Consider the following 14,103-nt stretch of genomic DNA (forward strand, 5'->3'; position numbering starts at 1 on the left):
TCCCATTATCGATGCACTACAGTCTGGTCGCATCCCGCGGCGGCTGTCGATGACGTCCTCGGCTGCGCTGGCAAAGTCGCGGCGAATGGTCCCCTCGACCGTGGAGACTTTTCGTCAGCGGCCCTTCCAGATGGGCTTCCTCTTCTCCACGAACGCACGCTGCGCCTCGCGTGCGTCCTCGGTCCTGCGCAGCGGCCGGCCGAGCTCTTCCTGGCGCCTGTACGCCTCGTGTAAGGGAAGGTGCAGAAGCTCGCGGACGCCGCTGCGTGTGGCCGCAACGGCCAGCGGTGCATTGGACGCCACGGCGGCGGCCAGCTCGAGCGCCGTCTCCATCACGAGCGAAGCCTCCACGACCCGGTTGAGCAGACCGAGCTCGAGCGCGCGCCGCGCGCCGAGCGGCCGCGCCGTCATCATGATCTCCTGAGCGTGCACCCACGCGATCTGCCGCGGCAGCATCACGGCGGCATGTCCGGTGGGGAAGAGGCCGAGCGCCACCTCCTCCAGAGCGAACGTCGCGTGTTCGGCCGCAACGCGCATCTCGGAGGCGAGCATCAGATCGAATCCGCCGCCGCGGCAGTGGCCGTTGATCGCGCAGATCAGCGGCTTGCCCAGGTCGAACTCCACCAGCGTGGCGGTCGAGACGGCGCGCAGCCCTTCGAAGATCTCCGGATCGATTCTCTCACCGCGGGCGAAGGCTTGCGCGGCCGGAATGGTTTCCTTCAGATCCATGCCGCTGCAGAAGACGCGCTCGCCGGCGCCCGTCAGCACGACGCATCGGACGTCGTCGTCGGCTGCAATCTCGCGCCATGCGCGTGCCAGCTCGCGCAGCGCCGGCGGGTTGAGCGAGTTGGCGTGCCGGGGACGGTTGATCGTGACGACGGCGATGTGTGCGTGCGCCGCCGGACGATCGATGGAGATGACGGAGTCGGCCATCACGGGGGCAACACGATGGCCGTCCCTGGGATGGCCGGCGAGGGCAGGGCGGCATCGAAGGCCACTGCCGGACCGTCCAGGAACCAGAGGCAGCTCGCGCCGGTCATGGCATGGTGCCAGAGCAGGTCCGCCTTGCCGTCGCCGTCGAAATCACCGCTGCCTTCGACCGCGAAGGCGGTATCGGCAACCAGCGGCAGCTCGCTCGCGCTGACGGCCGCAGCATCCTCCATGATCCAGACGTAGGTGTTGCCGCCGAGGCTGTTGCGCCAGACCAGGTCGTCGTCGCCGTCGGCGTCGACATCGCCGGACGCGGCAAGGTCCAGGTCGGCGTCTGCCAGCGGAGGAAGAGCGACGCTTTGCGAGGGTACCGTTGCGTTCATCAGCCACGCGTAGAGCCAGCCCTGCGTCGCGTGGCGCCACAGCAGGTCGTCGCGGCCGTTTCCATCGAGGTCGGCAACCGCTGCAATCTCGTATCCGGGATCGGGCACCCACGGCAGGACGGCGCTGAGGGTGACGCCGCCGTTCTCCATCAGCCAAAGGAAGCTGGTTCCTCGCCGGCTGTCGCGCCAGATCAGGTCGTCGGTGCCGTTGCCGTCGACGTCGCCGCTGCCGACGATCTCCAGGTGCTGCCCGAGCACGACCGGTAGCGACGCTTCGGTGGCGGCCGCTCCGTTCATCAACCAGGCCAGATCGGTGCCGATGGCGGCATCTCGCCACAGAAGATCGCTCGTACCGTTGCCGTCGACGTCGGCGCCGACGGCGAGGGCGGGGCCCGCCGGCGGCATGGGTGTCACCGAGTGCATCGAGACGACGGCATCGCCGTCGATCAGCCAGAGCGAGTTGGCACCGTTGCCGCCGTGCCGCCAGAAGAGGTCGCTCTTGCCGTCGCCGTTGAAGTCGGCGCGTGCGCGCCCGACGCCCGGGCCGGGTCGATCCGGTGGCGGCATGCCCGCCGCCTGGCATGGGTCCGGAAGGGGCGGCAGTCCCTGCGGCGACGGATCGTACGGCGAAGGGCCCGGTTCGGGATCGCCCGGCAGATAGCCGGAGGCCAGCAGCTGATTGCCCGACAGGAAGAACGCGTTCGGCAGGTACGCCGTCGCCGACAGATCGTGCTGGACGTACGGATAGGGTTCGCCGGGTACCGACCATACAGGATGGGCGTAGCCATCCTTCGCACCGGGCATCTCGAGGACGAGGTTGACGTCCACCGCCGCTATGGAGTTGCGCACCATCTGTCGCAGGTCGTCTTGCGACGCTTCGGGATGCAGCTCGCTCAGGCGCGCAAGCACGGTCTGGAAGCGGGTGTCGACGGCGATGTCGTCACCGACTTCGCCTCCGTTGGAGGCCGACAGATGCAGCAGCGCACCGCGCTCGAGCTGGCCAAGCGTGCCATTGCCGTCGGAATCGCCGAACAGGAGGAGGTCGTCGCTGTCTCCGTCGTCGTTGAAGTCGAACCTGCTCAAAGTTTCGGAGAGATGGTACGTGAACAGCGGCAGCGGCTTGTCGCCATTCGGATAGGTGTCCTCGTCTTCCGTCCAGACACGCACGTGCCGGCTGACGACGATCCTGCTCTTCCTGCGGTACGGCCGCCCGTTGAGGCCCGTGCCGAACGCCTGTCGCCTCAGCAGCCCGTCGGACGGATTGTCGCTCGAGCGAACTCCCGGCGCGGCCTTGTCCACCCGATCGATCACGCCGTCGTCGTTGGCGTCGAGCGTGTACAGCACGACCTCCGCCGGGCGCAGAAGGTATTCGGGAGCTTGTCCCTGTCGGCGCAAGTCGGCCAGGTGCTTGTAATACTCCCGCCCGCTCGTGGTCGTCACGCCGGACGGGAACGTGAGCGCGAAGACATTGGGAAACTTCGTCCACTCGCTCCCGTCGCGCCACGTGCGCGTTTCGGTCTCCATCGGAGATTCGATTCCGGGCCCGGCATCCGCATAGAACGCCAGGCGGTACGGGGAGGCCTCGATGACGGAGTGCTGGCGGGTGGAGGCGTCGGTGCCGTCGTCGTTGGTGTGGATGCCGAGGCCTGCCAGGCGGATGTCGTCCAGGAGCAGCTCGCTGGCCTGACGACCCTGCTGTTCGAGATCGAGCTCGGTGCTGGCCCGGTCCGCGCGCAGCTTGACCGCCGTCATGAGCTGAAGGGTCGTGGCGGCGAGGACGCCGAACACCATCGTCGCCATCGAAGCTTCGACCAGACTGAACCCGCGCGAGCTGCATTTCCTGACGATCATCGTCAGCCCCCTGGAACCGGCCTGTGCGGGCCGCATCGGCTCTCTTTGCCTGGGCACGCGCAGTGTCTAGGATGCGCCGACTCATGGACAATCGGCAAGGCGCAGTATCCAGGGCCGCCCACAGCGGATTCGTTCTCGCCGTTGCCGCCGCGGTGCTGGGCCTGCTCGGCTTCGGCTCCGCCTACGCGGGGATCCTGCCGGGCTTCACCGGTTTTCTGGTGATGGCGCTCGGCCTGCTGACGGGCATCGCCGCCCTGATCCTGTCGATCGTCGGCCTCAGCGCCACCCGGCCGCACAAGGGCCGCACCGGCGGCAATCGTGCCCGCCAGGGCCTGGTGCTGTCGGTGGCGGTGATCGGTCTGATCCTGGCGCCCGCGATTCGTGTCGGGAATGTGCCTCGCATCAACGACATCACCACCGATCCCGCCGATCCTCCCGCCTTCGTCGCCGCCGCGCAGCTCGAGGAGAACAGGGGCCGCGACATGGCGTATCCCGGAGAGGCGTTCGCGGCTCAGCAGCGCGAGGGTTATCCGGATCTGAAGCCGGTGGAGATGGCGGTGCCGCCCGCCGTTGCCTTCGACAAGGCCCGCGCCGCGCTGGCGTCGATGGATCGCATGGAGATCATCGGCGAGAGCAAGGAAGAAGGACGCATCGAGGCCGTGCAGACCACGCGCCTGTTCAAGTTCAAGGACGACATCGTCGTGCGGATCCGGCCGCACGGCGACGGCAGCCGCATCGACGCCCGTTCCAAATCGCGCGTGGGCAAGGGCGACCAGGGCGCCAACGCCGACCGCATCCGCGAGCTCTTCGAGCTCATGCGCTGGAAGTAGCGCGCCCGGCACCAATGACCGGCGCCGAGGACGCCCTGCTGCTGCGCGCGGACGAGCGCCCGGCACCCGCCATCATCGTCCGCACGCAGCGCCTGGCTCGCCTGCTGCGCCTGCGCATCGCCGAGCTTCGCGAGCTCGCGCAGCGGCCGGTGGCGGAAACGCCCGACATCCTGACCATCGACCAGTGGATCGAGCGCGCGTGGGAGCGCACCTCGCCGCGCGAGCTGCTGCTGCCGGCTGCCGCCGAGCTGGCGGCGTGGGAAGGCATCATCGCCGGGGACGCGCGCGGACAGGTGCTCGACGTCGGCGCCGTCGCCAGCGAAGCCGCCAGCGCCTGGCGGCTTCTTCACGAATGGTCGGAGCCGGACTGGCAGCACGAACAGCTCTCGCCCGAGACCGAGGCGTTTCTCGGATGGCGAGACGAGTTTCGCCAGCGCGCGGCAGCACAGGGCTGGGTGACGTCCGCCGAGCTTGCCGGTCGTGTGACCGCGGCGCTGGAGGCGGCGGCCACGCCCAAGGGACAGACCCTGTCGCTTTTCGATCCGGCGCCTGCCGGCAACGACTCGCTGGCTCCGGGCCGGATGGTCTTCGTCGGCTTCGAGCGCCTGGAGCCCTACGTCGTGCGGCTTCGCGAAGCGCTGCGCCGTGCGGGGACGGTCATCGAGGATCACACTCCAGGCGATGGCGCCCCCTCGGCACCCGTGCTGCGCGTCTACGCCACCGCGCAGGACGAAGCGCGCGCCACCGCGCGCGACATCGCCGCGTTTCTTGCCGAGCGGCCGCGCGCTCGCGTCGGCGTGCTCGTCACCGACCTCGAGCGCTATCGCAGCCTTCTCGAGGTGACGTTTCTCGAAGAGCTCGATCCTTCCTCGCTGCTGCCCGGGCAGGAGCTTCGCCCGCGGCCCTTCGATCTTGCCGGCGCGCCGGCGCTGCACGAGCACTGCGTGATCGCGCACGCCCTGGATCTGCTCGAGCTGGATCGGCACGCCAATCCGCGCGCATTGGTCTCGCGCATCCTGCTGGCGCCGTATCCGCGGCCGGAAGCCGGCGGCGACGAGGAGCTGGAGGCGCGCGCGTTGACCGAAGCCGCGCTGCGCCGGCGCAATGTCCGTGCGATCGATCTCGAGGAGCTTGCGCGGCGCACGCGCGGCGGTGCGCCGCGTTTCGCTGGCGCGCTGCTCGCGCTGAAGCGGCAGCTCGAACGATCGCGCGTGCCGGCCGCTCCCGGCGCCATCGCCAGGCGCTTCATCGCGCGGCTGCAGGCGCTGGGATGGCCCGGCGCCGACCTGCAAGGCGATGAGCGCGTCGCGTTCTCGCGCTGGCGCGATGCGCTTGGCGCGCTGGCCGCGCTCGAGATCGTCGAGCCGGTCATGACCGAGGCGCATGCACGCCGGCGCCTGCTCGAGCTGTGCATGCGCACCAGCGTGCAGTCGCCGTCGGCGGGGTTGCAGGTGCAGGTGATGGGGCTGCTCGACAGCGCCGGCCTGGTCTTCGACCGCATCCACGTCCTCGGCCTCGATTCGATCAGCTTTCCTTCCGCGCTGCGGCCGAACGCGTTGCTGCCGGCGCGATGGCAGCGCGAGCAGCGCCTGCCGCTGGCGTCGGCGGAGGCCGAGCTCGAGTTCGCCGCGGCGGTGTGGAATCGCGTGCTGCGGTCGGCACCCGAGGTGCATGCCAGTCATGCGGTCGGCGGCGGCGAGGATGAGCTGCGAAGCGCCAGCTCGTTCGTGGCCGCGCTGTCGCGCGAGGAGCCGGCGCTGCGCGCGCACTCCCCGTGGTACGCCGCGCAGGCGTCGAGCGCGCTGGAGCCGCGTCCACCCGAGACCGCCGTGCCGGCGCTGGTGCGAAGCGGCGGCACATCGCTTCTGGTCGGACATGCGCGCTGCCCCTTCCAGTCGCTCGCGCACGTCCGCCTGGCGGCCGATTCCTTCGACAGCGAGCAGAGCGAGCCTGCCAGCAACACGCGCGGCGATCTCGTGCACGCGGCGCTGGCTCAGGTGCTGCCGCGCATCGGCACGCGGCGCCAGCTCGGCGTCCTGACCGACCGGGCGATCGCCACGCTGGCCGCCGAAGCCGCCGAGGCGGCGATGGCAACCGAGAAGGCGCGCGCCGTTCCGCCGCTGCTGCACGCGCCGACGCGCCACTGGCTGCAGGGCATCGTCGCCGCCTGGCTGGTCTGGGAGCGTGACCATCGCTTCGGCGACTGGACCTTCGAAATGGCCGAGCAGCGCCTGCTCGCCACGTTCCCGGCGGCAGACGGCGGCGACGACATCCGTGTCACGTGCGTCGTCGACCGCATCGACGTCATCGAAGGCGGCCGTCTGCTCATCGACTACAAGACCGGCACCAGCGTGCATCGCGTCGGCGCGTGGAGCGGCGAGCGCCCTGATGATGCACAGCTGCCGATCTACGCCGTCGCCGTCGGCGCGGCCTTCCCCGACCGTCCCGTGGCAGGACTGGCTTTCGCGCACCTCGACAACCGCGAGAAGCTCGAGCTGCTGGGCCGCTGCGACGTTGCACAGTCGGAAAAGCTCGGACCGCCGAGCAGCCGCAGCCGTGACCGCACAACGTGGAGCGGGTGGAACGATGCGCTGGCGCAGATGTCGGCGGCGCTCGGCGGCCTTGCCGCTTCCTTCGCGCGCGGCGACTTCGCAGTCGACCCGCTGCGCGAGGCCAACACCTGCCGCACCTGCCGGCGCCAGCGTCTGTGCCGCGTCTTCGAAGGCACGATTGACGACGAATCCGACGATGCCGCGGACGAAGCATGAGCGACGTCGTGGACATGCTGGAACGAGCCGCCGGCGAAGCGGCGCGCGTCGCGGCCGGCGACATGGTTGCCGACCACGAATCGCGCATGCGCGCGCTGTCGGTGGACTCGAGCGTGGTCGTGCAGGCGCCGGCCGGGTCGGGCAAGACCGAGCTGCTCGTGCAGCGCTTCCTGGCGCTGCTGGCGACCGTCGAGCGGCCCGAGGCCATCCTGGCGATCACGTTCACGCGCAAGGCCGCGGCCGAGATGCGCGAGCGCATCCTGGAGGCGCTGCGCGGCGCCGAGCGCGGCGACCCGCCGCGGGGGCCGTCCGATGCGCAACGGCTGCAGCTGGCGCGCGCCGCGCTCGAGCACGGCCGCCGCTGGAAGCTGGCCGAGAATCCGTCGCGATTGCAGGTCTACACCATCGACAGCCTGTGCGCGCGTCTGGCAGCCTCGATGCCGCTGCTGAGCCGCCTTGGCGGCGTGCCCGAGACGGTCGAAGACGCCACGCCGCTGTATCGCGAGGCCGCGCGCCGCTGCCTCTACGGCGACGCGCGCGAGCAGGATGCGGGGCTGGCGCACTGCATCGACCTGGTTCTGGAGCGCGTCGAGATGGGCGTCTCGGGCCTGGAGGCGCGCCTCGTCGACATGCTCTCGCGCCGCGAGCAGTGGACGCACGTGGCAAGCGCGGTCCTGGAGCAGCCCGAGCCGCTGCTGGCGCGCATCGAGGACGGCTTTGCCGCCGCGCTCGGCGACTGCACGCGCACGCTGGCGCTGCTGTTTCCCGAAACGCTGCGCGAGCTGGCGCACGAGGTCGCGCGCCGGACACGCCACGCCCTGCAGGGAAGCCTGCTCCCGTGCAACTGGCCGACCCTCGGCGAGAGCGCTCTGCTGTCGGCGGGGCCCGAATCGACGGCGGCATGGGGCGAGCTTCGCGCGCTGCTGATGACCAGAACCGGCCTGCGCAAGCCTTCCGGCCTCAACGTCAACGTCGGCGCCGCCGATTCCGCCGTCAAGACGTGCTACACGCGGCTGCTCGACGAGGTGCAGGCACTGCCCACGCGCCAGCTCGAGAAGCTGCTCGCCGATCTCTCGTGCGCTCCCGAGCTCCCGGCCGCTGCCAGGTTCAGCGGCGAGTCGCGCGATGCCATGCTGGCGCTGCTGCGCGTCCTGCTGCTGGCTCACCAGGAGCTGTGGCTGGTGTTCCGCGAGCGGCGGATGGTCGATTTCGTCCAGGTGGCCGCGGGCGCGGTCTCCGGGCTCGGCAGTACCGACGCTCCAAGCGAGCTGCTGCAGCGTCTGGACGCGCGCATCTCGCATCTTCTGGTCGACGAGTTCCAGGATACCAACCTCGTGCAGTGCGAGCTGGTCGCCAGGCTGACGTCGGCGTGGACACCCGGCGACGGCCGCACGCTGTTCCTGGTCGGCGATCCGATGCAGTCGATCTACCGCTTCCGCAAAGCCGAGGTCGGCCTGTTCCTTCGCGCATTCGAAGGCCGGCTCTTCGACCACGTGGCCGCCGAGCCGGTGCGCCTTCAGGTCAACTTCCGCTCCGACAGGAGCGTGCTGGCATGGATCAACCGCGTCTTTGCCGGAGTGCTCGGCGACGTCGACGACGCACGCCGGGGCCTGGTCCGCTTCGCGCCCTCGGTGGCGCGGCCGGGCGCTGCCGACGGGGAGCCGGTCAGGATCTACTCGTGGCGTGCCGTCGGCGACGCCGACGACAAGGGCAAGGGCGAGGCACGCGGCCTCGCCGACCTGATCACCGCCGACCTGCTGCCGCAGGCTCGCACGCGCGGCGGCAAGGTCGCGATCCTGGTGCGTTCGCGCTCGCACGCCTTGCCGCTGCTGGCCGAGCTGCGCGGACGCGGCATCCGCTATCGTGCGCCCGGCTTCGACATGCTGGCCAACAGGGCCACGGTCAGCGATCTGGCCGCGTTGACGCGTGCGATCGTGCATCCGGCCGATCGTCTGAGTTGGCTGGCGGTGCTGCGCTCTCCGATGGTCGGCCTGGAGATCGCCGATCTTCTGCGACTGTTCGAGCCCGAGGTCGAGGAGGCGCGCGCGCGCGCCGATCATGCGCCGCCGCGCCTGGTCGCCGCCGTCCTGCGCGATGCCGAAGCACGACGGCGCGTGCTCGGCGACGATGCGTGCGCGCGCGTCGAGAAGGCGCAAGCCGTGCTGAGCTGCGCGCGCGCGCGGCTTGGCGCGGTGCCGGTGGACCGCGTCGTGCGCAGCGCATGGATCGCGATGGGCGGGCCGGCCTGCGCCGATGCCGAAGGCCTGCTCGATGCGGAGCAGTTCTTCGCGCTCGTCCCCGGCTGCACCCAGCGCGCCACGCTCGACCTGGACGACCTCGAGCGCAGGCTGCAGACGCTGGAGGCCAGCGTCGACCCCGATCCCGCCATCGATCTGGAGGTGATGACGATCCACAAGGCCAAAGGCCTGCAGTTCGACACGGTGGTGCTGCCGCGGCTGGACGGCACCACGCGCGGCCGCACGCCGGAGGCGGTGACGATGGAGACGGACGCGGCCACCGGGCACATCGAGCTGATGGCGATGGCGCCGGCGCGCGGACGCACCGACGAGGACGAGGAGAAGCGCTACAAGCTGCTCGAGCGACGCGAGCGCGAGCGCGACGCGGCCGAGCTGCGCCGCATGCTCTACGTCGCCGCCACGCGGGCCGAGCACCGGCTGGTTCTGTCGGCGACCGCGCCTGCGGAAGGGAAGCCTGCACGGCGCGCCACGGCGATGGCGGTGCTGGAACCGTTCGTGGGCAGCGCCGACATCGTGACGCTGGACTGTCCGCCGGTGCTGGGGCCGCTCGGACGACCGTCGATGCGTCTTGCCGCGGGCTATGAGCCCGCGCCGCCGGTGCCGCGCGCGCAGCCGCGCACGGTCGTCGTGCAGCGGCCCTCGGAGGCCGGCGCCGAAGAGCTCGATCCGGCGCAGATGTCGGCCTCGATGAAAGCCATCCACATCGGCAAGGTCACCCACGCCGCCGTCGAGCGCATCACCGAAGACGGCGTCGATGCCTGGACGGCGGCGCGCGTGCGCGCCGAGCGCGGCTGGATCGAGCGCCGCCTGCGGATGGCCGGTGCCGTCGAGGAGGAGCTGCGCGAGTGCGCGCGCGCGGTGGAGGAGGCGCTGGTCGCGCTTCTCGAGGACGAGCGCGGCCGCTGGCTGCTGGCGCCGCACCAGGACGCGCGCACCGAGCTGCCGCTGACAGGCCTGCAGCCGCAGGCCGTGACGGTGGCCAGCATCGATCGCACATTCATCGAAGAGGGCGTGCGCTGGATCATCGATCTGAAGACGGGGCGGCCCGACGGGCGCGAGTATCGAGGCCTGTCCGAAGACGAGGCGGCGCGCCGCTATGTCGAAGCCCGCACCGCCGAGTACGCGACGCAGCTCGAGCAGTACCGCAAGCTCATCGAGCTCGCCGCCGGCGCGCACGGCGACCTGCCGGAGCGGGGCGCGCAGGCACCGGTGCGGCTCGGCCTTTTCTTTGCCCGTCTGCCTGCGGCACATCGTTGGCGAGAAATCACCACCCCGTCCGACAGGAGCCAGCGCTGATGTCGCAAGATCCCGTCCGTTATGCAGTCGACAATGAGATTGCCGTCGTCACCGTCGACGACGGTCGCGCCAATGCGCTGTCGCACGCCGTCATCGATGCGCTCGGCGCGTGCCTGGACAGGGCGGCTGCCGAGGAGGCAAAGGCCGTCGTCATGACCGGCCGCCCGGGCCGTTTCTGCGCCGGCTTCGACCTCAACGTGATGATGGCCGGCCCCAGCCAGCGCCGGAAGCTCGTCGAGGAAGGTGCGCACCTGTTCCTGCGGATGTACGAGTTTCCGCGTCCGATCGTGCTGGCATGCACCGGACATGCGCTGGCGGCAGGGGCGGTGTGGCTGACCGCGTGCGACTGGCGCGTCGGTGCCGACGTCGAGGCCAAGATCGGTCTGAACGAGGTCGCCATCGGCCTGCCGCTGCCGATCTTCGCGCTGGAGCTTGCGCGCGCGCGGCTGGCGAGCCACCGCGTGCTGGACGCGACGGCGCACGCGCGCATCTACTCGCCGCGTGAGGCGGTCGAGGTCGGCTATCTCGACGAGGTGGCCGCCGAGGCCGAGGTCATGGCGCGCGCCATGGAGCGGGCGGCCGCGCTCGGCGCTCTGCGCGACCCGGCCTACAGCCACACCAAGCAAATGGTGCGCGCCGCGGTGTCCCGCCACATTCGAAGCACTCTCGAAGAGGACATGGACAGGATCGGCTGACGAGGCCGCAATCGAAGGATCGACGATGGCGCAGAGGTTCGACACGCTGAGCGAAGAGCTGGCCGACTTCGTTCGGGCACAGCCAGTCTTCTTCGTGGCCAGCGCGCCGCTGTCGGCCGACGGCCACGTCAACGTCTCTCCCAAGGGCCTTGACACGCTGCGGGTGCTCGGCGCGGATCGCGTCGCCTACCTCGACCTCACAGGCAGCGGCAACGAGACGTCCGCGCATGTCGCGGAGAACGGCCGCATCACCATCATGCTGTGCAGCTTCGGCGCGCAGGCGCGCATCCTGAGGATCTATGGGCGCGGTCGCGCGATTCTGCCCGAAGATCAGGGATGGCCTGAGCTGCGCCGTCACTTCGGCGACTATCCCGGTGTACGTCAGATCATCGATGTGGCCGTCGACGAAGTGCAGACGTCGTGCGGCTACGCGGTGCCGCGCATGGACCTGGTCGGCGCGCGCGATACGCTGATCCGCTGGGCCGAGCGCAAGGGCGAGCAAGGCACGCGGGTCTACCAGAAGGAACGCAATGCGCGCAGCATCGACGGCCTCGTCACGCCCATCGGCCGGCGCGATCGGCACTGAGCCTCGTTGTTGCGGCCTCCGGTGGCCGGTGCCACCATCGCCGCAATGGGCGCGGCGCGCAGCATCGGCTTCACCGTCTACACCGACGTTCTCTGTCCGTGGTGCTACAACGCCACGGTGACGCTGACACGAGTGCGAGACGAGGTGGGCGACGTGCTCTCGTTGCAGTGGAAGAGCTACCTGCTGAGACCGCAGCCGCAGCCGCGGTCTCTCGACGCGTTTCGCCGCTACACGCAGTCCTGGATGCGGCCGGCCGCGCAGCCCGACGCCGGCGAGTTCCAGGTCTGGTCCACCGACGAGCCGCCGCCGTCGCACTCGATTCCGCCCAATGTCGCCGTCAAGGCCGCGGCGCGGCAGAACGCGCTGGAGCGTTACCACCTGGCGCTCATGCACGCGTACTTCGCACGCAACAGGAACATAACGGACACGGCCAACCTGATCGACGTCGCCGGCGAGTGCGGTCTCGACGTCGACCGGTTCGAGCGTGATCTCGACGACGCCTCGGTGCTCGCCGAGGTGATCGAGGATCATCGCGAGGCGATCTCGCTCGACATCCATGGTGTGCCCTGCGTCGTCGTCGAAGGAGGCTTTCAGCTTCCCGGTGCGCAGGAGCGGGCCGTCTACAAGAACGTCATCGCCAAGACGCTCGAACGCAGGAAGGTCCTTGCATGAAGCCCCCAGTCCTGGCCGACGCGGCGCTGCGCAATCTCGAAGAGGACGCGCAGGCGCTGGCGGGCACGATCATCACCAACCGCCGCCGCATTCACGAGCAGCCCGAGCTCGGGCTGATGCTGCCGAAGACGCAGGCCCTGGTGGTATCGGAGCTGGAGCGCATCGGCGTTCCGATCATCCGGACGGGACGCACGCTCAGCTCGGTCGTCGCCGACATCGAAGGCACCGCCACCGGCCGTGCAACGAGGGTGGCGCTGCGGGCCGACATGGACGCCCTGCCCCTGAGCGAGCACAACGACCTGCCCTACGCCTCCAAGGTCGCCGGCTGCATGCACGCATGCGGACACGACGCGCACGTGGCGATGCTGCTCGGAGCTGCCGAGCTCCTGATGAAGAAGCGCGACGCGTTCGCCGGAACCGTGCGGCTGATGTTCCAGCCGGGCGAGGAAGGCTTCGGCGGCGCCAGGCTCATGATCGACGAAGGCGTGCTCGAAGGCATCGAGTCGGCGTTCGCGCTGCACATCGACTCGAGCACGCCGATGCATACGCTGTCGCTGCGCAAGGGGCCGATCATGGCCTCCGCCGATTCGTTCCGCGTCGTCTTCCACGGCGCCGGCGGGCATGCCTCGATGCCGCATCTGACCAGCGATCCGATTCCCGCCATCGGCCCCTTCGTCGACGGCCTCTCGCACGTGGCTGCGCGCGAGACCGATCCGGACGACCGTGCGGTCTTCAGCGTTACCAGGGTCGTGGCCGGCACGACGCTGAACGTCGTCCCGCCCACTGCCGAATGCTACGGCACGATCCGCACCCTCAGCGCCAAACGCCGGCGCATCGCGCACGAGCAGTTGCGCCGCGTCGCCGAGGGCGTTGCCGCCTCTCGCGGCCTTCGCGCCGAGGTGCAGGTGGACGAGGGCTACCCGCCGACGGTCAATCACGACGCGCCGGTCGAGCTCATCGCGCAGACTGCGCGGGCGCTCGGCCTGCGCGTGCACGAGATGCCGAGCCCGATGATGGGAGCCGAGGACTTCTCCTACGTGCTCGAGAACGTTCCCGGCGCGATCGCGTTTCTCGGCGTGCGCTGCGAGGGCGGCGGTCCGCTGCACTCCGATCTCATGAAGATCGACGAATCGATGCTTGCCAAGGGCGCCGCGCTGCACGTGGCGGCGGCGTTGCGCATGATGGAAGGCTGACGCGCGCGGCGCCGGCCGTGCTCGGGCGGAGCCGCGTCAGGCCCTGCCGCGCGACTCTCCCATGACCACCGCCCTGGCGATCAGGTGCGCGACGCGCAGCGCTTCGGGCAGGTGCGAGCGCAGCTGACCGGCCGCAACGAGCGCGCTCGCCTCGACGGCGCCGATGCCGGCGCAGGCAACGTGCACGTTGTGGCCGCTGTCGAAGGAGCGCGGGCACTTCTCGAGCAGTGCGATGCGGTCGTGCAGGCCCGCCGCCGCCAGCGCGCCGACCAGCACTTCGTCGCCCGGCGGCTTGCGGTTGACGATCAAGACGGGCTTGTCCAGGCGCTCCGATATCTGTCGAGGATCGAGCACCGCGAGGCCTGCGATGGTGATGCCGCCGAAGACGAGCGCCTGCACGCTGCCGATCATGCGCAGGCCCGAGATCCACTCGACCAGGAACTCGCTGACGTTCTCACCGTCGATGGCGAAGCTCGTCATCGCCACCGCCTCGACGGCGCCCGCTCCCTGGGTCATGACGGCCACGATCGGCGTCGTCGCCGATGTGCCTTTGACGAAGGGGCCGTCGTCGATGGCGAGCAGATGAGGCGCATGGCGCTTCATCGGTTCTTCTCATCACGCCGGCGCGGGCAGGCAAGATC

General features: G+C 70.1%; 10 protein-coding genes. 7 read left to right on the forward strand and 3 right to left on the reverse strand.

Annotation, left to right across the window (positions count from 1 at the left end):
* Positions 1 to 114: 114 nt before the first annotated feature.
* Positions 115 to 933 (reverse strand): enoyl-CoA hydratase-related protein, encoded by an 819-nt coding sequence (locus VEC57_09925; GenBank protein HYB99432.1) that lies wholly within the window; start codon positions 931 to 933, stop codon positions 115 to 117.
* Positions 933 to 3,164, reverse strand: coding sequence for an FG-GAP-like repeat-containing protein (locus tag VEC57_09930; GenBank protein HYB99433.1), 2,232 nt, complete (start codon positions 3,162 to 3,164; stop codon positions 933 to 935). Before VEC57_09930 ends, VEC57_09925 begins: the two co-directional genes overlap by 1 nt.
* An 83-nt stretch (positions 3,165 to 3,247) precedes the next feature.
* On the opposite strand from VEC57_09930, the gene VEC57_09935 reads away from it, so the two are divergent.
* Genes VEC57_09935 through VEC57_09965 form a run of 7 tightly spaced genes read left to right on the forward strand, consistent with a single transcriptional unit; the run spans position 3,248 to position 13,462 of the window.
* Positions 3,248 to 3,994, forward strand: a complete 747-nt coding sequence (locus tag VEC57_09935; protein HYB99434.1) for a DUF1499 domain-containing protein — start codon at positions 3,248 to 3,250, stop codon at positions 3,992 to 3,994.
* A 14-nt stretch (positions 3,995 to 4,008) separates the two neighbouring features.
* On the forward strand, positions 4,009 to 6,762 hold the full coding sequence (locus tag VEC57_09940; protein ID HYB99435.1) for a PD-(D/E)XK nuclease family protein: 2,754 nt from the start codon (positions 4,009 to 4,011) through the stop codon (positions 6,760 to 6,762).
* The gene (locus VEC57_09945) at positions 6,759 to 10,316 is read left to right on the forward strand and encodes a UvrD-helicase domain-containing protein (protein HYB99436.1); all 3,558 of its coding nucleotides are present in this window, start codon (positions 6,759 to 6,761) and stop codon (positions 10,314 to 10,316) included. Before VEC57_09940 ends, VEC57_09945 begins: the two co-directional genes overlap by 4 nt.
* On the forward strand, positions 10,316 to 11,011 hold the full coding sequence (locus VEC57_09950) for a crotonase/enoyl-CoA hydratase family protein (protein ID HYB99437.1): 696 nt from the start codon (positions 10,316 to 10,318) through the stop codon (positions 11,009 to 11,011). Before VEC57_09945 ends, VEC57_09950 begins: the two co-directional genes overlap by 1 nt.
* Positions 11,012 to 11,036: 25 nt before the next feature.
* Positions 11,037 to 11,597, forward strand: coding sequence for a pyridoxamine 5'-phosphate oxidase family protein (locus VEC57_09955; protein HYB99438.1), 561 nt, complete (start codon positions 11,037 to 11,039; stop codon positions 11,595 to 11,597).
* A 21-nt stretch (positions 11,598 to 11,618) separates the two neighbouring features.
* Positions 11,619 to 12,269, forward strand: coding sequence for a DsbA family protein (locus tag VEC57_09960; protein ID HYB99439.1), 651 nt, complete (start codon positions 11,619 to 11,621; stop codon positions 12,267 to 12,269).
* The gene (locus VEC57_09965) at positions 12,266 to 13,462 is read left to right on the forward strand and encodes a M20 family metallopeptidase (protein HYB99440.1); all 1,197 of its coding nucleotides are present in this window, start codon (positions 12,266 to 12,268) and stop codon (positions 13,460 to 13,462) included. Before VEC57_09960 ends, VEC57_09965 begins: the two co-directional genes overlap by 4 nt.
* Before the next feature lie 36 nt (positions 13,463 to 13,498).
* Here VEC57_09965 and VEC57_09970 read toward each other — a convergent pair whose 3' ends face one another.
* Positions 13,499 to 14,065, reverse strand: coding sequence for a DUF99 family protein (locus VEC57_09970; GenBank protein ID HYB99441.1), 567 nt, complete (start codon positions 14,063 to 14,065; stop codon positions 13,499 to 13,501).
* Between the last annotated feature and the right edge of the window lie 38 nt (positions 14,066 to 14,103).

Source organism: Candidatus Limnocylindrales bacterium, assembly GCA_035626395.1.
Taxonomy (GTDB): domain Bacteria; phylum Desulfobacterota; class Binatia; order UBA1149; family CAITLU01; genus DASPNH01.